The sequence below is a fragment of the Streptomyces sp. NPDC020898 genome (assembly GCF_044333925.1).
Classification (GTDB): Bacteria; Actinomycetota; Actinomycetes; order Streptomycetales; family Streptomycetaceae; genus Streptomyces.
In genome coordinates this window covers 69857-89538 of sequence record NZ_JBIRRV010000018.1, presented here as the reverse complement: position 1 = coordinate 89538, position 19682 = coordinate 69857, and the positions used below count along the sequence as shown (strand labels likewise).

Annotated in this window: 17 protein-coding genes and 1 pseudogene; 12 read left to right on the top strand and 6 right to left on the bottom strand. The window is 71.4% G+C overall.

The window, feature by feature from the left end:
* The first annotated feature begins 144 nt into the window (after nucleotides 1–144).
* The 4 genes from ACH4TV_RS38955 to ACH4TV_RS38940 all read left to right on the top strand — a co-directional run bounded on the left by ACH4TV_RS38955 (nucleotide 145) and on the right by ACH4TV_RS38940 (nucleotide 5701).
* Nucleotides 145–3291: an AfsR/SARP family transcriptional regulator gene (locus tag ACH4TV_RS38955; RefSeq protein ID WP_398406064.1), complete on the top strand. Its 3147-nt coding sequence runs from the start codon at nucleotides 145–147 to the stop codon at nucleotides 3289–3291.
* Nucleotides 3292–3440: 149 nt separating this feature from the next.
* Nucleotides 3441–4163 carry a CHAP domain-containing protein gene (locus tag ACH4TV_RS38950; RefSeq protein ID WP_398406063.1) on the top strand — a complete coding sequence of 241 codons (723 nt, stop codon included), beginning with the start codon at nucleotides 3441–3443 and terminating at the stop codon, nucleotides 4161–4163.
* A gap of 135 nt (nucleotides 4164–4298) precedes the next feature.
* Entirely contained in the window at nucleotides 4299–4958 is a 660-nt protein-coding gene (locus ACH4TV_RS38945; RefSeq protein WP_398406062.1) for a M15 family metallopeptidase, read from the top strand.
* 59 nt (nucleotides 4959–5017) lie between these two features.
* Nucleotides 5018–5701, top strand: coding sequence for a pyridoxal 5'-phosphate synthase (locus ACH4TV_RS38940; protein WP_398406061.1), 684 nt, complete (start codon nucleotides 5018–5020; stop codon nucleotides 5699–5701).
* Here the strand turns inward: ACH4TV_RS38940 and ACH4TV_RS38935 are convergent.
* The 4 genes from ACH4TV_RS38935 to ACH4TV_RS38920 form a co-directional block, all read right to left on the bottom strand.
* On the bottom strand, nucleotides 5679–6587 hold the full coding sequence (locus ACH4TV_RS38935; protein ID WP_398406060.1) for a GNAT family N-acetyltransferase: 909 nt from the start codon (nucleotides 6585–6587) through the stop codon (nucleotides 5679–5681). The genes ACH4TV_RS38940 and ACH4TV_RS38935 overlap by 23 nt on opposite strands.
* Before the next feature lie 4 nt (nucleotides 6588–6591).
* Nucleotides 6592–7218, bottom strand: coding sequence for a GNAT family N-acetyltransferase (locus tag ACH4TV_RS38930; protein ID WP_398406059.1), 627 nt, complete (start codon nucleotides 7216–7218; stop codon nucleotides 6592–6594).
* Entirely contained in the window at nucleotides 7218–7676 is a 459-nt protein-coding gene (locus tag ACH4TV_RS38925; RefSeq protein ID WP_398406058.1) for a Zn-ribbon domain-containing OB-fold protein, read from the bottom strand. The genes ACH4TV_RS38930 and ACH4TV_RS38925 overlap by 1 nt, the downstream gene beginning before the upstream one ends.
* A gap of 94 nt (nucleotides 7677–7770) precedes the next feature.
* Nucleotides 7771–9318 carry an ATP-binding protein gene (locus ACH4TV_RS38920; RefSeq protein WP_398406057.1) on the bottom strand — a complete coding sequence of 516 codons (1548 nt, stop codon included), beginning with the start codon at nucleotides 9316–9318 and terminating at the stop codon, nucleotides 7771–7773.
* 210 nt (nucleotides 9319–9528) lie between these two features.
* On the opposite strand from ACH4TV_RS38920, the gene ACH4TV_RS38915 reads away from it, so the two are divergent.
* The 5 genes from ACH4TV_RS38915 (at nucleotide 9529) to ACH4TV_RS38895 (ending at nucleotide 15884) form a co-directional block, all read left to right on the top strand.
* A complete protein-coding gene (locus ACH4TV_RS38915; protein WP_398406056.1) occupies nucleotides 9529–10704 on the top strand; it encodes a flavin-containing monooxygenase in 1176 nt (391 codons plus the stop codon).
* A 189-nt stretch (nucleotides 10705–10893) separates the two neighbouring features.
* Entirely contained in the window at nucleotides 10894–13155 is a 2262-nt protein-coding gene (locus ACH4TV_RS38910) for an acetate--CoA ligase family protein (protein WP_398406055.1), read from the top strand.
* A 31-nt stretch (nucleotides 13156–13186) separates the two neighbouring features.
* Nucleotides 13187–14044 carry an enoyl-CoA hydratase/isomerase family protein gene (locus ACH4TV_RS38905; protein ID WP_398406054.1) on the top strand — a complete coding sequence of 286 codons (858 nt, stop codon included), beginning with the start codon at nucleotides 13187–13189 and terminating at the stop codon, nucleotides 14042–14044.
* Between the two features lie 87 nt (nucleotides 14045–14131).
* A complete protein-coding gene (locus ACH4TV_RS38900; RefSeq protein WP_398406053.1) occupies nucleotides 14132–15169 on the top strand; it encodes a hypothetical protein in 1038 nt (345 codons plus the stop codon).
* A gap of 94 nt (nucleotides 15170–15263) precedes the next feature.
* On the top strand, nucleotides 15264–15884 hold the full coding sequence (locus tag ACH4TV_RS38895; protein WP_398406052.1) for a flavin reductase family protein: 621 nt from the start codon (nucleotides 15264–15266) through the stop codon (nucleotides 15882–15884).
* A 188-nt stretch (nucleotides 15885–16072) separates the two neighbouring features.
* On the opposite strand, the gene ACH4TV_RS38890 is transcribed toward ACH4TV_RS38895, so the two are convergent.
* Nucleotides 16073–16435, bottom strand: coding sequence for a hypothetical protein (locus ACH4TV_RS38890; protein ID WP_398406051.1), 363 nt, complete (start codon nucleotides 16433–16435; stop codon nucleotides 16073–16075).
* 216 nt (nucleotides 16436–16651) lie between these two features.
* Between ACH4TV_RS38890 and ACH4TV_RS38885 the strand changes: the two genes are divergently transcribed.
* Both ACH4TV_RS38885 and ACH4TV_RS38880 read left to right on the top strand, forming a co-directional pair.
* Nucleotides 16652–17425 carry a GntR family transcriptional regulator gene (locus ACH4TV_RS38885; protein ID WP_398406050.1) on the top strand — a complete coding sequence of 258 codons (774 nt, stop codon included), beginning with the start codon at nucleotides 16652–16654 and terminating at the stop codon, nucleotides 17423–17425.
* A gap of 25 nt (nucleotides 17426–17450) precedes the next feature.
* Nucleotides 17451–17999 (top strand): GNAT family N-acetyltransferase, encoded by a 549-nt coding sequence (locus ACH4TV_RS38880; RefSeq protein WP_398406049.1) that lies wholly within the window; start codon nucleotides 17451–17453, stop codon nucleotides 17997–17999.
* 21 nt (nucleotides 18000–18020) lie between these two features.
* On the opposite strand, the gene ACH4TV_RS38875 is transcribed toward ACH4TV_RS38880, so the two are convergent.
* Nucleotides 18021–18377 carry a hypothetical protein gene (locus tag ACH4TV_RS38875; RefSeq protein WP_398406048.1) on the bottom strand — a complete coding sequence of 119 codons (357 nt, stop codon included), beginning with the start codon at nucleotides 18375–18377 and terminating at the stop codon, nucleotides 18021–18023.
* Between the two features lie 207 nt (nucleotides 18378–18584).
* Between ACH4TV_RS38875 and ACH4TV_RS38870 the strand changes: the two are divergent.
* Nucleotides 18585–19563 (top strand): annotated as a pseudogene (locus tag ACH4TV_RS38870) (tyrosine-type recombinase/integrase).
* The last annotated feature ends 119 nt before the right edge of the window (nucleotides 19564–19682 follow it).

Below are 19682 nucleotides of genomic sequence, written 5' to 3'. Positions count from 1 at the left end.
TACGGGCCGACCTGGACGTTTTTCGTCACCTTTACCAGCCGCGCCCTCGCGTGTTCTCCGTGACCTCCCGCGAACCCGATGCATACGATGCCAATTCTGCCCGGAATTGACATGTGCACGATGTGTGCAGAAATGGGGGGCTCGGTGAACCTGGAATACCGATTGCTAGGCCCGGTCGAGGCCCGCGACGACGGCCACCGCCTCCCGCTCGGCGGCCCCAAGCCACGCGCCCTGCTCGCCACGCTGCTGCTGCGCCCCGGGCGGGTCGTCTCCACCCGCGCACTGATCGACACCGTCTGGGGCGACGACCCACCGGACACGGCACGGGCACTGATCCAGACGTACATCTCCGGCCTGCGCCGCGCGCTGCCCCCAGGCCCCGGCTCGGGCGCCGATCCGATCGAGACCCGCCCGCCCGGATATCTGCTCCACACAGCCGGCGCCCGGACCGACCTCGCGGACTTCGAGCGGCTCACCGCGCTCGGACGGGACCACACGGCCTCCGGCGACCACCACGCCGCCTCCCAACTCCTTCGGGATGCACTGGAGTTGTGGCGCGGCCCGGCTCTCGGCGGGGTCGGCGAGGCGCTGCGTACGGAGGCCGGACGGCTGGAGGAGGCACGCCAGGCCGCCCTGGAGGACCGGATCTCCGCCGACCTCGCCGTGCCGGGCCACGAGCAGAACCTGGCCGCCGAACTGACCGCCCTGGTCGGCACCCACCCCACCCGCGAACGGTTGCGCGGCCAACTCATGCTCGCCCTCTACCGGTTGGACCGCCAGGCCGATGCGCTCGCGCTGTACGCAGAGGGCCGTGCCGTACTCGCCGACGAACTCGGCATCGATCCGGGCCCGAAGCTGCGGCAGTTGTACGAGGCGATCCTGCGGTCGGACGAGAAGCTGATGCCGGTCGTCGCCATGGTCGGGGGGACCGTCGGCCGGGGCGCCTCGGAGCAGCCGACGGAAACGAAGGTAGCGAAGGAAGCGAAGGAAGCAGCGGAACCGGCGGAACCGGCGGAAGTGGACGGCCGCAACAGCACCCCGCCTGACGCGGTACCGCCGCCCCGCGCCTCCCTCCTCCCGCCCGCCATAGGTGACTTCACGGGCCGGACTCGTCAACTCGCCGACGTGGAAGCCCTGTTGTCCGGCCACCCCCGCGAGGCGATGCCGGTCGCGGTCGTGTCCGGCCCCGGCGGGATCGGGAAGTCCGCGTTCGCCGTGCAGGTCGCACACCGGCTCGCCGCCGCCTATCCCGACGGCCAGCTCTACGCCGAGCTGCACGGCTTCAGCGATCCGGTGCCGCCCGCCGAGGTGCTGGGCCGGCTGCTGCGCGCGCTGGGCGCCGATCCGCCCGAGGGCCTCGCCGAACGCGGCGACCTGTTCCGCAGCCTGGTCGCCCGGCGCCGCATCCTGCTCGTCCTCGACGACGCGGGCAGCGAGGCGCAGGTACGGCCACTGCTGCCGGGCGGCGCGAGCTGCGGCGTGCTGATCACGTCCCGGGCCCGGCTGGCGGGCCTCGGCGGTGGAGGCCTCACCCAACTCCATGTTCTCGACGAGGAGTTGGGCATCGAACTGCTCGCCCGGATCGCCGGCGACGCGCACATCCGCAAGGAACCCGACGCGGCGCGGCGCATCGTCGCCCTGTGCGGCGGGCTGCCCCTGGCCCTGCGCATCGCCGGGGCCCGCCTCGCGACCCGCAGCCACTGGACGCCCGGCGTCCTCGCCGAGCGCCTCGCCGACGAACGCCGCCGCCTCGACGAACTCGCCGTCGGCGACCTGGAGGTACGCAGCGGACTCGGCCTGAGCTACGACGCCCTCGGCGCCCCCGCCCGTACCGCTCTGCGCCGGCTCGGCCTGCTCGGCGCGTCCGACGTGGCCCCCTGGGTACCGGCCGCGCTGCTCGACGTACCGGAGGCGGAGGGCGGCGAGGACATCGTGGAGCAGCTCATCGACGCCCAGTTGCTGCACTTCGCGGGGACCGACCCGGCGGGGCAGCCGCGCTTCGGGCTGCACGACCTCGTACGGGTGTACGCGGCCGAGCGCGCCGAGGCCGAGGACTCGCACGCCGAGCGGGCCGCCGCCCTCGGCCGGGCGCTCGGCGGCTGGCTGTGGCTCACCGGCCGGGCGACCGCCGCGGCACCCTCCGGCGAGGTGGTGCTCCAGGACCCGTGCACGCTGTGGCCGGTCGGCGAGCGGGCCGCCGGACCGGCACTGGCCGACCCGGCCCGGTGGTTCGAGGCGGAGTCCGGTGCGATCGCCGTCGCCGTCGAACGAGCCGCCGCCATGGACCTGCACGCCCTCGCCTGCGAGGCCGCCGCCACCCTGTGCTCGTCCGCGTACCTCGTCAGCAACCGTTTCGACGCGTGGTCGCGTACGCACGAGGCGGCGCTGGCCGCCGTACGCCGGGCCGAGGACCATGCCGGGGAGGCCCGGCTGCTCGTCGGTCTCGGCCATCTCCGGTACGAGCAGGACGACTTCACCACATCCGTGAGCAACTTCCGGCAGGCCGCCGTACTCTGCGCGGGGCTCGGCGACGTACGGGGACACGCAACGGCTCTCGCGGGCCTGGGCGGCGCCTACCGTGAGCAGGGCCGGCTGCGGGACTCGGTGCGGGAACTCACCGGCGCCATCGAGAACTTCAGGCAGCTCGACGACCCGGCGGGGCTCGGCGTCGCCTGCCGGCACGCCGCGCTGTCCCACCTCGAACTCGGCGAGTTCGACACCGTCGCCGCACTCCTCGACGAGGCCTTGACCTCCTACCGCCGCCTCGGCAGCCGGCGCGGTGAGGCGCTCGCCCTGCGGACATACGGGATGCTGCACCGGGCGCGCGGCGACTACGAGGCGGCCGACGAGCTGCTCTGCCGATCCCTGACGATGCTGCGGGAGTTCGGCGACGACCTGATGAGCGCGTACGCCGCACAGGCCCGGGCGAAGGCACGCCTGCGGCTGGGCCGGACCCGGGAAGCGGCGGCGGACCTCGCCGGCCTGCTCGACGTGTGCCGGCGGTACGGCGACCGGTACGGCGAGGCACTGGTACACCGCACCCTCGGCGAATGCGCCCTCGCCGCACACGAGTTGACCGACGCGGAGACCCACCTCTCGGCGTCCGTCGCCCTGTGGGGCGCCCTGGACCTGCCCCTTCCCCGGGCCCGCGCCCTGCGCTCCCTCGCGGCCCTGCGGGACGCCCTCGGCGACGAGCGGGAGGCGGCTGCCCTGCGGGCGGAGGCGGTCGGGGTGTTCGTCGCGCACGAGGCGCGGGAGGCGCGGGAATCGCGTGAACCGGTCGGCTCCTGAAGGGACTTGAAGGTGCCTGAAGAGGCTTGAAGGGGACTTACAGGGAAGTTGAAGCGGCCCCCGCGAAGCTTCGTGGTGTCGGAGGGGAACGGGAGAACAGCCCGAACTCCCCCGGCACCAACGGGGAATCAACGGGGAAGGGACCTCCAATGCCCAGCACAACCAGCACAGCCGGCACGACCAAGACGCCCGCCCGGCGCACCGCCGCCACCGTCCTGCTGATCTCGGCCCTCGCGGGCGGGACGCTGACAGCGCAGGCGGAGGCGCTGACTCCGCCGGCCGCACCCTCGGCCGCACCGTCGGCCGCAGCGGGGCTGACACAGCTCCAGACGGCCATCTCGAAGACGGCGAAGAAGCAGGTGACGATGTCACCGCGCAACCGCGAGAAGGCCGACAACTGCAACTACTACAGCGCCGTCGCCACCGACCCGAAGAGCGGCGAGATCCGCAACTGCAAGAAGGTCGGCGGGTTGCAGTGGCGCACCAACAACTGGTGCGCCGACTTCGTCCGCTACGTCTGGAAGAACTCCGGCGCCAAGACGAAGAACACCGACGCGTGGGCCGGCTCGTTCTACCGGGCCCGCAACTCCATCGGCACCTGGCACGCACGCGGTTCCTACGTCCCGAAGGTCGGCGACGCGGTCCTCTACGACTGGAACGGCACCTCGCCGAGCCTCGGGAACAACGGCTGGGACGTCGACCACATCGGCATCGTCGTCGGCTACGACAAGAACACCAAGAAGCTGACGACCATTGAGGGCAACACCACCAAGGACGGTTCCAGCGGCTCGGAAGGCGTCTACATCAAGAAGAAGCGGACCAACACCGCGTCCGGTCGCGTCGTCGGCTACGTGTCGCCCAAGAAGCGGTAACGAGCCGCGGGACAGCCCAACCGACGGGGGATCTCCGGGGACGGTCACCAGACCGTCCCCGGAGCCCGCTCGCCCGGCCCTCCCCTCTCATCCCACTCCCACTCCCACTCCCACTCCCGCTCCCACAGGACGGACATGCCCGAGATCATCCTCATGAACGACTCCCGTGTGGCCGACATCCCGGTCCGGGAATGCGGTGAACCGCTGGTGGATCTCAGGGAGTTGCCCTACCTGCGCGTCGACACCCGACTCGCCGACCCGGTCGGCGCCTACGCCCTGCTCCGCGAGGGCGCCGCCGCGCGTCTGACCCGGGCCGCCCAACTGCTGCCCGAGGGCCTGCGCCTGCTGGCCACCGAGGGCTACCGTCCGCTCGGCCTCCAGCAGCGGTACTTCGCCAGGTACGAGGCCGAGTTGCGCGCGGCGCACCCCGACTGGCCGGAGCCGTATGTGCGTACCCAGGCGAGCCGTTCGCTCTCCCCGCCGGAGATCGGCCCGCATGTCGCGGGTGCCGCCGTCGACCTGACCCTGTGCACCGACTCCGGTACGGAACTCGACCTGGGCACCCCGGTGAACGCGAGCCCGGAGGAGAGCGACGGCGCCTGCTACACGGCCGCCCCCGGCATCTCCCCCACCGCCCGCGCCAACCGCCGCACCCTGTCGGCCGCGCTCACCACGGCAGGCTTCGCCAACTACCCCACGGAGTGGTGGCACTGGTCGTACGGCGACCGCTACTGGGCCCTGACGACCGGCGCCCCGACGGCTCTGTACGGCCCGGCGGACGCGTACGCCAACTGATACGTACGCCGGGCCGTGCAGCACCGGGGCGGGACACCCGTACCGGCGATACTCGTCCCATGGAACTGGAACCGGAACCGGATCTTCACGAGCTGCTCAGGACCCTGCGGGTGTGGGCCCCCGAGGTCACCGCGCTGCCCGCCTTCGAGCCGGACGCGGCGCCCGCCGGACCGCTCGCCCTGTTCACCACCTGGTTCGCTCAGGCGGTGGCCGCCGGTCAGCCCGAGCCGCACACCATGTCCCTGGCCACGTCGGACGCCGAGGGGCGGCCTGACGTACGCACCGTGATGCTGCACGGCGCCGACGCCGACGGCTGGTCCTTCGCCTCGCACTCCGGGAGCCGCAAGGGCCGGCACCTGGCGGCGCGGCCGTATGCGGCACTCCATTTCTACTGGCCGGCGCTGGGCCGGCAGATCCGGCTGCGCGGGCCCGTCGAGTCCGCCCCCTCCCCCGAGGCACAGGCGGACCTGCACGCCCGCTCGACGGGAGCCCTGGCCGCCGCGCTGACCGGCCGCCAGAGTGAAGTACTGGGCTCCCTGGGCGAGTTGGCCGACGCCTCGCAGGCCGCCTGGGAACGGGCGCAGCGCGAGCCGGACGCCCCCGCCCCGACCTGGACGCTCTATCGCCTGCGCCCGGCAGAGGTCGAGTTCTTCCAGGGAGACGCCCAGCGCCGCCACGTACGGCTCAACTACCGCCGTACGGACGCGGGTTCGGGCTGGCTCAAGGAGTTGCTGTGGCCGTAAGGCCGGTTGCGGGTGCCTCGAAGCGGTACACCGTGAAATCCCGTACCGGCCGATAACCGAGGCGCTGGTACAGGGCGTTGCTGGTCGGGTTCGCGAGGTCGGTGAAGAGGAGTACCTCCGCCGCGCCCGCCGCCGACGCGGCCCGGCTCACCGCGGCGGTCACGGCTCCGGCGTATCCGCGACCGCGCAGACGGGCCGGGGTGTAGACGTCCGCGAGCCGGACCGTGCCGGCCAGTACCGGGGTGGCCGCGGCCATGGAAGCGGGGCCGTCGGGGCCCTCCCAGAGGGTGATGCCGCCGAACGCGATGCGGTCGTCGGCCCAGCCGAGGCCGCCGTCCGGGGCCGGCGGTGCGCCGACCTCCTCGCTGAACTCCCCGTACCAGCACGCCACTTGCTCCCGGTCGGCGGCGACCGCGACCCTGGCCCGGCCGGGCGGGGCGGGTTCGGGCGGGGTGAGGGTGCCGAGACGGTACAGACGCTGACGGCTGTACGGAGTGGTGGTCACCCCCGTACGGCGCTGCCAGGCCCCGGCGAAGGCGGCGGCCGTGTCGTGGACCCCGGAGACGCCGGGCAGCGGTTCGTCGAGGGCGGCGAGGAAGTCGGCCAGGGCCTCGGCCTCCGCGCCGGTCAGCGGGGTGAGTTGCAGCCGGTGGGGCGGCGTACGGAAGAAGGCGGCCGTCACCGCGCCCGCGCGCTCCAGCACACCGAAGACGGGCTCCCGGGGCCCGTACACATACGGCCCGCGCTTGCGCAGCTCGTCGGTCACTCTCAACGCGACGGTGTGCAGGACGGGTTGGGACAGCAGGAAGTCGCCGGCACGGCGCAGGAACTCGTCGAGCCCGCCCACCAGTTGCCACGCACCGGGATTCCCCTCATCGGAACGCATGGACTCATGCTCCCCCGTCCACCTCGGCCGCCGCCTCCGGGTCCCCCGCGATCCGGCCGTGCAGATGCACGTCCCGGAACACGTCGTGCCGCCCCGCCTCGAACATCGCGCCGCGCAGGGTCCCCTCGTACCGGAATCCGCAGTGTTCGGCGACGCGGCAGGAGGCGTCGTGGCCGAGGGCGTGGCCGAGTTCCAGGCGGTGCAGGCCGAGGCCGTCGAAGGCCCAGCGCGCGCCGAGGGCGAGGGCACGGGTGGCGACGCGTCTGCCGCGGGCCTCGGGGAGGACCCAGTAGCCGATGTGGGCGTTGCGCATGAAGGGGTCGATGTCGTTGACGCCGAGGTGGCCGAGTATCGCGCCGGTGGCGACGTCCGTGACGCAGAAGGAGACCCGGGTGCCGTCCTCGGCGGTCCCCGAGCGGGTGCCGAGCGAGTCCCGGGCGCTGTCGAGGTCGGTGACCGGCTTCATCGGGGTGTTCCAGCGCCGGAAGTCCGGATCGGTCAGCCCGCGCAGCCACGCGTCGACGTCGGCGTCGGAGTGCGCGCGCCATTGCCGCAACCGGAGTCCGTCACCGAACAGCTCGGGAAACTCGGGGAGAGGGTGAGCGAAGGACCGCTCATGGATGTGGGCCATCAGCCCATTGAAGCCCGTACGGGAGTACGACTCCCACCCCGGGGACGGAACACGGGCACACCCTCCCGGAAGGCGACCTCCAGCCCCATCCCGGCCCACAGCCGGTCGCCCGCAGCCTCCACCACCTCCGTCATCATCCGCGGCCCCTCGTCGAGGTCGACGACCGCGGCGACGTAGGGCGTGCGCTCCCCGAAGGGCGGCAGGTCGTTGCGGTGGACGACGGACCAGGTGTAGAGCGTGGCCAGCCCGCTCGCGGCCTCCCACTCCACGTCCTCGCTCCAGCAGTACGGGCAGAACTCCCGGGGATAGTGATGAGCCCGTCCACACCCCCCACAGCGCCGCACGAGCAACCGCCCCTCGGCCGCCGCATCCCAGTAGACCCGCGTGAAGGCATCGATCTCGGGCACGTCGAACCGCCCTGCGCCCCCACCTGTGCCGGTGCCCGTTTCTGTGCTCATGTGCGCGGACTCCCTTGCGGCTGCTATGAACTGACGGTACGTCAGTTCAGCGCACGGGCGGCGCACACGCAAGGTGCGCACGCTTGCCGGAATCTCACTCGAAGGCTCCGGCCGGCATGGACCGTCCGTACAACTCGTCGAGACCCACCAGCAGTACGCCTCCGATGCGCGCGGCCTCGGCGCGTAGGGCGTCGCTGAAGCCCGCGCCACTGAAGCAGGCCAGTACGCAGCGCGTGGTGTCCGTTCCCCGGCCGGCGAGGAGTTCTCTGGCCCGGCCGAGCCGCTCCAGGTGACCGACTCCCATGACGGTCCCCCACTTCGCCTCACCGAGCAGGGCGGCCGAGGGCGGATTCCCGCCGGACCCCGGTTCGAGCACGGCCACGTCGATCTGGATCTGGCGGCGCTCCTTCGGGTCGGTCACCACACCGCCGCCGACCTCACCCAGAGACGTGCCGAGCAGGGAGCGGCCGGGCCCGAGCACGTACTCACGGCACACCGCCTCGAAGTGCGGCCCGGCAACCTGGGCCGCGAAGCGCTCAGCAGACCGGGACCAGACCTCCTCGGCCTGGCCGCTCTCCAGCCGTGCCCACGCGGGGCGCATGACGGCCTCGTAGAAGTTGATCAGGGGTTCCGTGATCCGGTACTGGGACTTCCCGGCCCGGAAGACATCCAGTTCGCGGGTCAGGAGGTGGCTGTCCTCCAGGACATTGAGGGGATGCGAGATGTCGACCGACTTCCGGCCGATGTAGCCGGCGATACCGCCTCGCGTCGTGTTGCCCTGCGCCACGGCGGCGAGAACCGAGTGGTAGAGCGCAATATCCCGTATGTCGGCCTCTTCGGCGAGCAAGTATCTCGCCTCCCGGAAGAGGGGACTCAGCGGCGAGAGGACCGAGCGGCAGATCCAGTCGTCGAAGTCACCGAGACTCGCCGGAACATCGTTCGCGAGGAACTGGCGGCGGTACGCGGGCGTGCCACCCACGACGGCGTGCAGCCGCGCGGCGAGCGCGGGATCGTCGGCGACCTCCCAGAAGTCCGCCGCCGCCCGGTACCCGAAGGGCCGGACGACGAGTTCGAGCTGCGCCCGGCCGCGCAGGGGCGCGGTGCTGGCCAGCAGCCCGCCCATGACGGACATCGCGGAACCGCACAGGAGCAGCCGCATCCGGCTCTCCGTCGCCTGGAAACGGTCGATCTCCCGCTGGATGAGCGAGGGAAGTTCCGGCGCGGTCTTCGCCAGGTACGGGAACTCGTCGATGACGACGAGACAGGGCAGGTCCGACCCACCGCCCCCTCGTAGCCCCCCCTTGCCGGGTACGGCCATCACGAACAGGTAGGAGATCGCGTCGTCCCAGGTGGCGAACGAGAAGCCCACCGGCGAGCCCACGTGTTCCGCCAGGGCGGCGCCGAACTGGCGAAGGGACTCCGTCGCGGTTCCCGCCGTCGCCCCGAAGTAGAACCCGCCGTGCCGTTCGACGAGCGCCCGCAGCAGATAGGTCTTCCCCATGCGCCGCCTGCCGCTCACGATGCCGAGCATCGCGTGCGGCTGGGTCCGACCCACGAAGGCAGTGAGCCCGTCCCACTCGGTACCGCGGTCGAAGACGTGCGACGGCTTGCTGCGCCCCTCGCGCCCTGTAGGTGACTGCATGCCCACTCCTCACACCCGAGGGTGCAACTCTTAGGATTGCACCCCTAAGGACTGTACTCCTTACGGATTCCCCCCGGTCACCGTTCCGGCACAGTCCGAGCCCTCTACGTCACCAGCCCCACCCACTCCTCCCACACCCGTGATCAATCCGCAACCAATTCCGGGCTTGACCGAGACCCATCAAGTGGGCAAATGCATACGCTCAGGCACATGACCGACTCACCGACACCGCCCGCGTCACCACCAGCCCCCGTGTACGTCATCGGCGGCGGGCCCGGTGGTCTCGCCGTCGCGTACGCGTTGCGGGCCCAGGGTGTGCGGGCTGTCGTGCTGGAGCGGGCCGACCGGGTCGGGGCGTCCTGGCTGCGGCACTACGACCGGCTGCATCTGCACACCACCCGGCGGCTGTCCTCGCTGCCGGGGCTGCCGATGCCGCGCTCCTTCGGGCGCTGGGTGTCGCGGGACGACGTGGTGCGGTACCTCGACAAGTACGCCGAGCACCATGAGCTGGAGGTCGTCACCGGCGTCGAGGTGTCCCGGGTCGAGCGGACCGCCGACGGCACCGGCTGGCTCCTGCACGCCACCGGTGGGCGCGAGCTGACCGGCAGCGCGGTCGTCGTCGCCACCGGGCACAACCACACGCCCCGGATTCCGGACTGGCCGGGGCGCGACACATACAGCGGCGAACTGCTGCACGCCGCCGACTACCGCAACTCCGCGCCCTACGCCGGCCGTGACGTCCTCGTCGTCGGCGTCGGCAACACCGGCGCCGAGATCGCCGTCGACCTCGTCGAGGGCGGGGCCTCGCGGGTACGGCTGTCGGTCCGTACCGCTCCGCACATCGTGCGGCGGTCCACGGCCGGCTGGGCGGCCCAGTTCACGGGCATCGTCGTACGACGGCTGCCGGTGCGCCTCGTCGACCGGCTCGCGGGGCCGATGGCCAAGCTGAGCGTGCCCGACCTGTCCACCCACGGGCTGTCCCGCCCCGACACCGGGCTGTACTCGCGCGTCAACGACGGCTCGATCCCCGTCCAGGACGTCGGCCTCATCGACGCCGTACGGAAGGGGCGGGTCGAGATCGTGGCCGCCGTGGAGTCGTTCGAGGACGGGAAGGTCGTCCTCGCCGACGGCGAACGCCTCGGACCTGACGCCGTCATCGCGGCCACCGGCTATCTCCGGGGCCTGGACACCCTCGTCGGCCACCTCGACGTGCTCGACGCCCGCGGCCGACCGGTCGTCCACGGGCCCCACACCCCGAAGAACGCGCCCGGGCTCTATTTCACCGGCTACACCAACCCCATCAGCGGGATGCTCCGGGAACTGGCCATCGACGCGGTGCGCATCGCGAAGGCGGTTGCACGACAGCAGCCCGCCGCACGGAAGTAGGTAGCAGCAAGCAGGAAGTAGGAGGCAGGCCGCCGCACGGGAGTGGGGGCGGGTCGGGGCGAGTCGGGGCGGGTCCGCTCCAGGACCCCGCCGCAGGTTCTGCGTGCACGCCGGTTCCTGACACGGTGTCAGTTCAGTAATCTGACAGAGCGTCAGTTAATTGGCTGTCACACAGGATCGGGTGGACCGATGCTTGGATCAACCCACGGCACCCTCACCACCGACTCCCGCCGGGCCCGGGTCATCGCCTGCGGCGAGCAGCCCTCGCCGGTCGTGCACGGCAGGCCGGCCGACGTCGACGATCTCGACGTCAGCGGCCGGCCGCTGTACGCCGGCGTGCCCGATCTCGACCGCTTCTTCCGGCCCGAGTCCCTGGCGGTGGTCGGTGCCTCGGACGCCGAGGGGCGGCCGAACACCGGTATCACCCGGCAGTTGCTGGCGTGGGCCGAGCGGGTCGGCGCCCGGCTGCACCCGGTGCACCCGACCCGCGAGGCCGTCTTCGGCATCCCCTGCTTCCCTTCCGTCGCGGACCTGCCCGAACAGGTCGATCTCGCCGTACTCCTGGTCGCCGACCCCCTTCCCGTTGTCGAGCAACTCGCCGAGGCCAAGGTGAAGTTCGCCGTCGCCTTCGCCTCCGGGTTCGCGGAGACGGGCGAGGCGGGCGCGGAGGCACAGGCCCGGCTGACGGCCGCCGTCCGACGCGGCGGCCTGCGCCTCCTCGGCCCCAACACCAATCTCAACGCCTTCGAGAACTTCCGCGAAGACCTCGACGGCCCGGCGATCGCCCTGATCACCCAGTCCGGCCACCAGGGCCGCCCCGTCTTCGCCCTCCAGGAACTGGGCATCCGCCTCTCCCACTGGGCCCCCACCGGCAACGAGGCCGATCTGGAGACCGCCGACTTCATCTCGTACTTCTCCGAGCGGCCCGAAGTGGGCGCCATCGCCTGCTACGTCGAGGGCCTGAAGGACGGCCGTTCCTTTCTCCTCGCCGCCGACCGGGCCGCCCGGCGCGGTGTCCCGGTCGTCGCGGTCAAGGTGGGCCGCACCGAGACCGGCGCCCGCACCGCCGCCTCCCACACCGGCAAACTGACCGGCGCCGACACGGTGGTGGACGCGGCGATGCGGCAGTACGGCGTGATCCGCGTCGACGGACTCGACCAACTCCAGGACACCTCAGCCCTGTTGGCGCGCGCCCGCCCTCCGGTCGCCGACGGGGTCGCCGTCTATTCGATCTCGGGCGGCACGGGCGCGCACTTCGCGGACCTGGCGACGGAGGCCGGCCTGCGCCTGCCGTCCCTGTCCGCCGCCAGACAGACCGAGCTGCACCAGTGGATACCCGACTACCTGAACGTGGCCAACCCGGTCGACAGCGGCGGACACCCGGTCGGCGACTGGCGCGGCCGGAAGATCATCGATGCGATCCTCGCCGACCCGGAGGTGGGCGTACTGGTCTGCCCGATCACCGGCCCCTTCCCCCCGATGAGCGACAAGCTCGCGCAGGACCTCGTGGACGCGGCGGAACAGACGGACAAACTGGTGTGCGTGATCTGGGGATCGCCGGTCGGCACGGAGGCGGCGTACCGCGAGACCCTGCTCGGCTCCTCCCGTGTGGCCACCTTCCGCACCTTCGCGAACTGTGTGAGCGCCGTCCGCGCCCACCTCGACCACGCCCGGTTCACCGCCTCGTACCGCTCCCCCTTCGACGAGGCACCGCGCACCCCGTCGCCCAGTTTCCGCAAGGCGCGGGCGCTGATGCGCCCCGGCCAGGCACTGAGCGAGCACGCCGCCAAGCTGTTGCTGCGCGCATACGGAATCCGGGTGCCGCGCGAGCAGTTGGTGACCAGCGCGGCGGCGGCCGTCCGGGCGGCGGGGCTGGTGGGCTACCCGGTGGTGATGAAGGCGTCGGGCGGCGAGATCGCCCACAAGACGGAACTCGGGCTGGTGAAGATCGGGCTGACCTCGGCCAGCCAGGTCCGCGACGCCTATCGCGAGCTGACCGACATCGCCCGCTACGAGGGCGTGGACCTGGACGGCGTACTCGTGTGCCAGATGGTCGAGCGGGGCGTCGAGATGGTCGTCGGCGTCACCCACGACGACCTGTTCGGGCCGACGGTGACGGTGGGGCTCGGCGGCGTGCTCGTGGAGGTCCTGCGGGACACCGCCGTACGCGTGCCGCCCTTCGGTGAGGAGCAGGCGCGGGACATGCTGACCGAGCTGCGCGGCCGGGCCCTGCTCGACGGGGTCCGGGGGCGCCCCCCGGCCGACCTGGACGCGCTCGTCGAAGTCGTCATGCGGGTGCAGCGCATGGCGCTGGAACTCGGGGACGAGCTGGCGGAGCTCGACATCAACCCGCTGATGGTGCTGCCCAGGGGTCAGGGAGCGGTGGCGCTGGACGCGCTGGCGGTGTGCGGCCCGGGGCCGGACCCGGCCTCCGTCCAGCCACTGCCCTAGCCACCCCAGGAAACGGAGCGACAACATCCACATGACTTCCTCCCCCGAAGAATCCAGCACGCCGGAAAGTCCCGTAGAGCCGGAAAAATCCGCCGAGCCAGCTGATTCATTGGTACTGCACGCCACTGACAATCAGGTCTCGTGGATCACTCTCAACCGCCCCGAATCCCTCAACGCCATCACCCCTGACCAGCGAGAACGCCTCATCCAACTTTTCTCGGACGCCTCCGCCGACCCCGCCGTACGAGCCGTCGTCCTCACCGGCACGGGCCGCGGTTTCTGCACGGGCGCGGACCTGCGGGGCGGCGCGGCGGGCGGCGACCGAATCGCCGGTGACGTGGCCCGGGTCATCCGCCTCGGCGCCCAGCGCCTGATCTCGGCGGTCCTTGACTGCGAGAAGCCGGTCATCGCGGCGGTGAACGGCACGGCGGCCGGCCTCGGCGCCCACCTGGCGTTGGCCTGCGACCTGGTCCTGGCCGCCGAACAGGCCCGGTTCATCGAGGTGTTCGTACGCCGGGGCCTGGTCCCCGACGGCGGCGGCGCGTATCTGCTCCCCCGGCTGATCGGCCCGCAGCGCGCGAAGGAGCTGATGTTCTTCGGCGACGCGCTGACCGCCCCGGACGCCGAACGCCTGGGCCTGGTCAACCGGGTCGTACCGGCCGAGGACCTCCACAAGACGGCCCGCGAGTGGGCGGAACGCCTGGCCACCGGCCCGACCCGGGCCCTCGCCCTCACCAAGCAACTGGTCAACGCCTCCCTCGACTCCGACCGCGCCACCGCCTTCACCGCCGAGGCCACCGCCCAGGAGATCAACATGACGACGGCCGACGCGAGGGAAGGGGTGGCAAGCTTCGTGGAGCGGCGAAGCCCGCGCTACAACGGGAACTGACGGCTTCTGACCAAGCTGATATCAGGTCACGGCCACCAGAACCTGCGTACCACCATCATTGTCAGTGCCTCCTTCTACATTGACGTCATGGAGATCACCCAGCAGACGCTTGCGGAGGCATGGCAGCGGACGGCCGCGCGGCACGCCCTGCTCGACGAGGTCGGGCTGCCGCCCGTGGCGCTCTCGGCCGACGAGTTGAGAGAGTGGGCCCAGCGCGCCGAGGCGTCGGAGGACGACGGCCTGTTCCTGCTGCTGGACGAGAACGGCACCGTGCGCGGCCGTCGCGGTCCCTACCGGGAGGTCTTCGCCACCCGCGACCTCGACCAGGCGCTGTACCTGATCACCGAGGCCGCGGTGCAACGACGCTGCGGCAGCCTCGACGAGGTGGCCAACGCCCTGGACCGGATCGATTCGACGTGGGGCAGACGGTTCCGCGGTGGCGGTCTGGACGACACGGGGACGGTCGAGGCGTGCGGGCGCGACCCGCTGGAGGGGCTCGCCTGGATAGCCAGGTCCTGGCGTGAGCAGGACCCGTACACGGTCCTTTCCTTCTTCCGCGCGGCCCCCGGGCAGACCGTCGACGCCGAGCGGCTGGCTCTGCTGTACGGGGCCGATCCCGCGCATGTCGCAGCCGGTACGCGACTGAAGGACCTACAGGCGGTGGACAACGGCCGGGCCCACTGGGACCGCCAGTGGGAGAGCTGCTGTTTCGGGCAGGCGGGCGGTTGGACGTTCCTGCTGCACCACGACACACCGCCGGGGGCCTTCGACGACAAGGAGGCGTACGCGGCGCTCGGGATAAAGGAGAGCGTGTGGCTGACCGCCACCGCCGCGAAGGCCATCTACACCTTCGACTACATGCGGGACGGTCGCCGCGTCGACGACGACTGGGGCGCGCTGGAGCTGATCTGGTACGAACGCGGTCGCGCCCCCTATCTGCGGGGCGGCGAGCTGAACTTCCTCAACCGGGCCGTGCGCCGTGCCGAGCTGGACCACCCCGAACTGACCAACACGTTCCAGCTGTACTTCCACGCCTTGGAGGAGTCCCTCGGCCTGCGCCTGCCGCGCCGGGACTTCGCGGAGGGGAAGGTGCGGGCCGCGTACTGGGCCGGGGAACAGCGATGAGGGCGGCGAGAGGGCCCATGAACGCTCGTCACCACGGGAGCTGACTGCCTTGCGGGGCTTCACTTCTGACGCTCCGTCAGTTCCAATGGAACCTATGTTGGGTCAAGCGGGAATGGCGGCGGCTGCCGTCCGTTATCTGAGGTCGGTCGGGGCGCCGACAGTGGCGCCCCCGGTCGCGGGCCCCGTCGAGGCGCTGCCCCCGCCGTCCTTAAGGGCGGTCGGCGAGGACGAGCGGGCGCCGGTCGCCCCGGCCGAGTTCCGGCGCGTACTGGGCAACTTCGCGACCGGCGTCACCGTCATCACCGCACCACCCGCCGAAGGCGAGACCACCCCCGCCGGCTTCGCCTGCCAGTCCTTCGCCGCCCTCTCCCTCGACCCGCCCCTCGTCGTCTTCATGGTCGGCCGTACGTCGAGGACGTGGCCGCTCATCGCCCGCGCCGGCGTCTTCTGCGTCAACGTACTGGCCGCCGACCAGGCCGAGTTGTGCCGCGGCTTCGCGATGAGCGGCACCAACAAGTTCGCGGGCGTCACCTACAACCCGGCCCCGGCCTCCGGCTCCCCACGCCTCGCGGGCGCCCCCGCCTGGGTCGACTGCACGATCCAGGCGGTACACACGGGCGGCGACCACTTGATCGTCGTGGGGCGGGTGGACGCCTTGGGGACGAGCGAGAGGGACGGGCCGCCGCTACTGTTCCATCGGGGCCGGTTCGTCTGATCCCGAGCCACCCGGGTCGCCGGGCTGCTGCGGATGACACCAGCACCGGCAGCGCGGCACCAGCAGGATGCCCCTCCCGTGCGGCATCGGCACATCCTCAACCTGACGACACCGTGCGTGCATGTCCGCGTAGTCCGGCTCGCGCCCCACCGTGCACTCGACGGAAAGAGCAGGTGTGGTCGTTGTGCTCATGGGCGCCCACCACCCCAGTCCTCCTGACCGCCGGCCTCGAAGTCGCCCTCCGGCTCGGGCAGTCGGGCACCCCGGCTGTCGGCTACGCGGAGCACGTCACCGAGTACCTGCGTAACGGCCCGCAGAGCGCGACGCAGAGTGTCCTCGCCGGCCTTGAGGTCGTCCAGGACCGCCCTCGCACCCCCAAGAACATTTGCTCCGTCGCGGAGTTGGTCCGCTTCGATCTCGTCTGCGAGCCGGGACAACGGGCCTGGGGCGCCACCTGCGGCAAGGAAACAAGGCTTGCCGGTATCGCTCTCCCAGGGGAGCAGCCGCAGTCCGACGAGAGGCCCGGAGCAGGCGTTTCGGTCGTAGGTCACGGGCTCACCCGGGCGGGGTGGGCAGCCGTCGGCGTCACGTGCATCATGGAGGGTCCCTTCCGAGGGAACCGGGGCGGTGTGTCTGCTTGGCGGTAGGGCACCGCCCCGGCATCGTCGGTCCGGCCAGCCACGGCCGGTTACTGGCTCAAGCCAGTCTGGCTACGAGCGGTCGCCCGCGTCAAGCGACTGGCTCAAGCCAGTTGTTATGCTGCGGTCATGACGACGCCCGGCCACTCTCCGAACCCACCGCCGAGCAGGCGCATCGCGGAAGAGCTACGAGCCGCCATTAAGGCCGGACACCTCGCGCCCGGCGACAAACTGCCGTCCGAACGCACCCTTGCCCAGCAGTACGGAGCCGCCCGCAACACAGCCCGAGAGGCGATCCGACTCCTCGCCGAAGAAGGGCTGGTGACGGCCCGTCACGGAAGCGGTGTCTTCGTACGCGAGCCGCAACGGCTCCTTCGCTTCGGCAGCGACCGCTACTCCCGCGCCCACCGCGAAACGGGCCTCACACCTTTCCGACTCGAAGCCAGGCGCCAGGGCAAAGAGGCCCGTGTCGACGTCGTCGGCATCACCCGGGAGCGTCCGCCCCAGGACATCGCCGAACGCCTTGGCGTCCCGGCCGACGACGAAAGCGTCCTGCACCGGGAGAACCACTACTTCGCCGACGACGAGCCTGTCCAGATCGTGTCGACGTACCTCCACTGGGACGAAGCACAGAGCACACCCCTCACCCAGCCCAACACCGGTAAGGACGGGATCTACGGCCGGCTCGAAGAACTCGGCCACGTCATGACCCGCGTACGGGACGAGATCACCGCACGCATGCCGACACCGGCCGAAGCAGCCGTCCTCGCCCTGCCCTCCGGCGTCCCCGTCATCGAGGTCCTCCACACGAGCCTGGACCAGGACGGCGAGCCGTTCGAGGTGTCCCGGTACGTGCACCGCGCGGACCGCACCGGCCTGCTCTACGAACTGCCCGTCGAGTGAACGCCGAACCCAGCAGGAGCCCGGCATGGACAGCATCACCACCATCCGCCCTTACGACGACACGGACCTCCCCGGCGCGGCAGCGGCCCTGACGGACGTCCACGCCACCGACGGATACCCGGTCGAGGGCGTCGCCCACCCGGAAGCATGGCTGCGGTCGGACGACGTACTCGCCTCCTGGGTCGCCGAGGCCGGCGGGCGGATCGTCGGCCACGTAGCGGTGATGCGCCCGCGCGGCGAGGACGCCGTGACCCTGTGGGCCGAACAGAGCGGGGACGACGTACAGCACATCGCGGTCCTGGCCCGCCTGTTCGTCGTCCGGGACGCACGGAACCAGGCCCTCGGCGAACGACTCGTCCGAACCGCCATGCACCACGCACGGCACCACAACCGCCGCCTCGTCCTGGACGTCATGGCCAAGGACACCGCCGCCATCCGCCTCTACGAACGCCTCGGCTGGCTCAGAACCGGCCAGGCCACGCACCGCTACGGTGACGGGCAGCAGATCCAAGCCATCTGTTACGTGGCTCAGCGTCCAAACGCAGGTCGCACGCCTTGGCCGCCCAGAGACTGAGCTTGCCCGCCGAAGGTGATGTCAGCCCTGCTGTTGATCGTCACCGACCTCGAACTGCGCACCGATGTTGTTCCACATGAAGCCGTTGCGCCAGTCCGCCTTACCGGCAGCCCAGCCGAGCATGGCGTCCAGGACCTTCTCCTGGGAGACGGTCCGCGTCTGGTGGTGCTCGGCGGCGACGCCGTCCCGGTATTCGAGTTGGTACGTGTTGTCGTCACGCAGCCGTACCTGGACGTACCAGCTGCCCTCCAGGCCGTCCTCCACGCGCTCCAGAACCAGATGCGCGTTACCGCGACGGAGGTTGGCCAGCATCGTGCCCATCACCGGCTTCGACGGCTTCCTCACCACGCGCCCGGCCTCGTTCGTCGCGATCAGCATGGAGGTAATCCTCCAGCACGGGTCGGGGGTTGAGGAACATCGGAACGAAAACCGGCGCTAAGGATCTGTCGGCCCTGGTGGGCGGCTGACGGTGCGTCGGCAACGGGGAGGCTCCGAAGTCTTCCCGCAGATAACGCCCTATTATCTGCGGCGACGTTCTCGGGGCCGTGCGCGAAGCGGCCCCGTTATCTGTGGCAAGGGGAAGCGGTGCCCGCTGTCGTACGACTGCCCGCCGGGAAGGCGTTGACCGTCCGCGCGGCGGCCGACGTGTTCCTCGACTCGCTGGACAAACGCGAACACGCTCCGGTCGTACGGAATCGGCGTCGGCAAGACCGCCGAACACCTCGGCGAGGCCCGCCCGCTCGCCACCGTCGCGGACAACGAGATCGGCGGCGCCCTCGAACAGCTGTGGGGCGAGGCGGCGGCCAACACGTGGAACGCCCGCCGGGCGGCGGTGCTGTCCTGGCTGGGCTGGTGTGCCGAGCGCGGGTACGACGGCCCGAAGGTGCCAGCCTGGGTGAAGCGGATCCCCCCGCCGGACTCGGAGACTCCGGCCCGCTCGAAGATGGCGGTCGACCGGCTGATCGCCCGCCGCGACGTCCATCTCCGGGAGAAGACGCTGTGGCGGATGCTCTACGAAACCGTCGCGCGGTCGGAGGAGATCCTGGGCGTCAACATCGAGGAGCTGGACCTCGCCGGGCGCCGGGCTCCGGTGAAGGCCAAGGGCGCGAAGCCGCGCACCCGCCGCCGCGGCGTTACGCACGAGGACTACGTCCTGGAGCCCGTGTACTGGGACGCCGGTACCGCCCGCCTGCTGCCCCGGCTGATCAAGGGCCGTACGCGGGGGCCGGTGTTCGTCACCCACCGCAAGCCGGGTCCCGGCAAGGTCATCGCGCCGTGTGACGTGTGCCCGGACACCGGGCTGGTCCGGCTGTCTTACGGCCAGGCCCGCGCCCTGCTGGATGCGCACACGGCCATCGGCGGCGTACCGGGCACGGGCTGGGACCTGCACGAATACCGGCATTCCGGGCTCACCCACCTCGGCGAGGCCGGGGCCAGCCTGCCGATGCTGATGGCCAAGTCCCGGCACAAGAAGCCGGAGAACGTACGGCGCTACTTCCACCCGTCGGCGGAAGCGATCGCCGAGGTCACCAGCCTGCTCGCACCCGGCGACGCGCGCCGCTGACCCTGCTGTCACCGGTGTGCCCTACCGCCGTCCCGGCGCCCACGCCGCCAGGGGCATAGTCGGCCAAGGCCCTCCGGGGCCCGCGAGTAGCAGCGCAGGCCGACTCTCTCCTCCTGGTC

Bases quoted from the DNA above. Each gene is read 5' to 3' on its own strand.
- ACH4TV_RS38895 (WP_398406052.1), top strand. From the start codon at position 15,264: ATGTTGGGTCAAGCGGGAATGGCGGCGGCTGCCGTCCGTTATCTGAGG.
- ACH4TV_RS38885 (WP_398406050.1), top strand. From the start codon at position 16,652: ATGACGACGCCCGGCCACTCTCCGAACCCACCGCCGAGCAGGCGCATC.
- ACH4TV_RS38945 (WP_398406062.1), top strand. From the start codon at position 4,299: ATGCCCGAGATCATCCTCATGAACGACTCCCGTGTGGCCGACATCCCG.
- ACH4TV_RS38920 (WP_398406057.1), bottom strand. From the start codon at position 9,318: ATGCAGTCACCTACAGGGCGCGAGGGGCGCAGCAAGCCGTCGCACGTC.
- ACH4TV_RS38950 (WP_398406063.1), top strand. From the start codon at position 3,441: ATGCCCAGCACAACCAGCACAGCCGGCACGACCAAGACGCCCGCCCGG.
- ACH4TV_RS38880 (WP_398406049.1), top strand. From the start codon at position 17,451: ATGGACAGCATCACCACCATCCGCCCTTACGACGACACGGACCTCCCC.
- ACH4TV_RS38900 (WP_398406053.1), top strand. From the start codon at position 14,132: ATGGAGATCACCCAGCAGACGCTTGCGGAGGCATGGCAGCGGACGGCC.
- ACH4TV_RS38935 (WP_398406060.1), bottom strand. From the start codon at position 6,587: ATGCGTTCCGATGAGGGGAATCCCGGTGCGTGGCAACTGGTGGGCGGG.
- ACH4TV_RS38910 (WP_398406055.1), top strand. From the start codon at position 10,894: ATGCTTGGATCAACCCACGGCACCCTCACCACCGACTCCCGCCGGGCC.
- ACH4TV_RS38940 (WP_398406061.1), top strand. From the start codon at position 5,018: ATGGAACTGGAACCGGAACCGGATCTTCACGAGCTGCTCAGGACCCTG.
- ACH4TV_RS38925 (WP_398406058.1), bottom strand. From the start codon at position 7,676: ATGAGCACAGAAACGGGCACCGGCACAGGTGGGGGCGCAGGGCGGTTC.
- ACH4TV_RS38915 (WP_398406056.1), top strand. From the start codon at position 9,529: ATGACCGACTCACCGACACCGCCCGCGTCACCACCAGCCCCCGTGTAC.
- ACH4TV_RS38905 (WP_398406054.1), top strand. From the start codon at position 13,187: ATGACTTCCTCCCCCGAAGAATCCAGCACGCCGGAAAGTCCCGTAGAG.
- ACH4TV_RS38875 (WP_398406048.1), bottom strand. From the start codon at position 18,377: ATGCTGATCGCGACGAACGAGGCCGGGCGCGTGGTGAGGAAGCCGTCG.
- ACH4TV_RS38930 (WP_398406059.1), bottom strand. From the start codon at position 7,218: ATGGCCCACATCCATGAGCGGTCCTTCGCTCACCCTCTCCCCGAGTTT.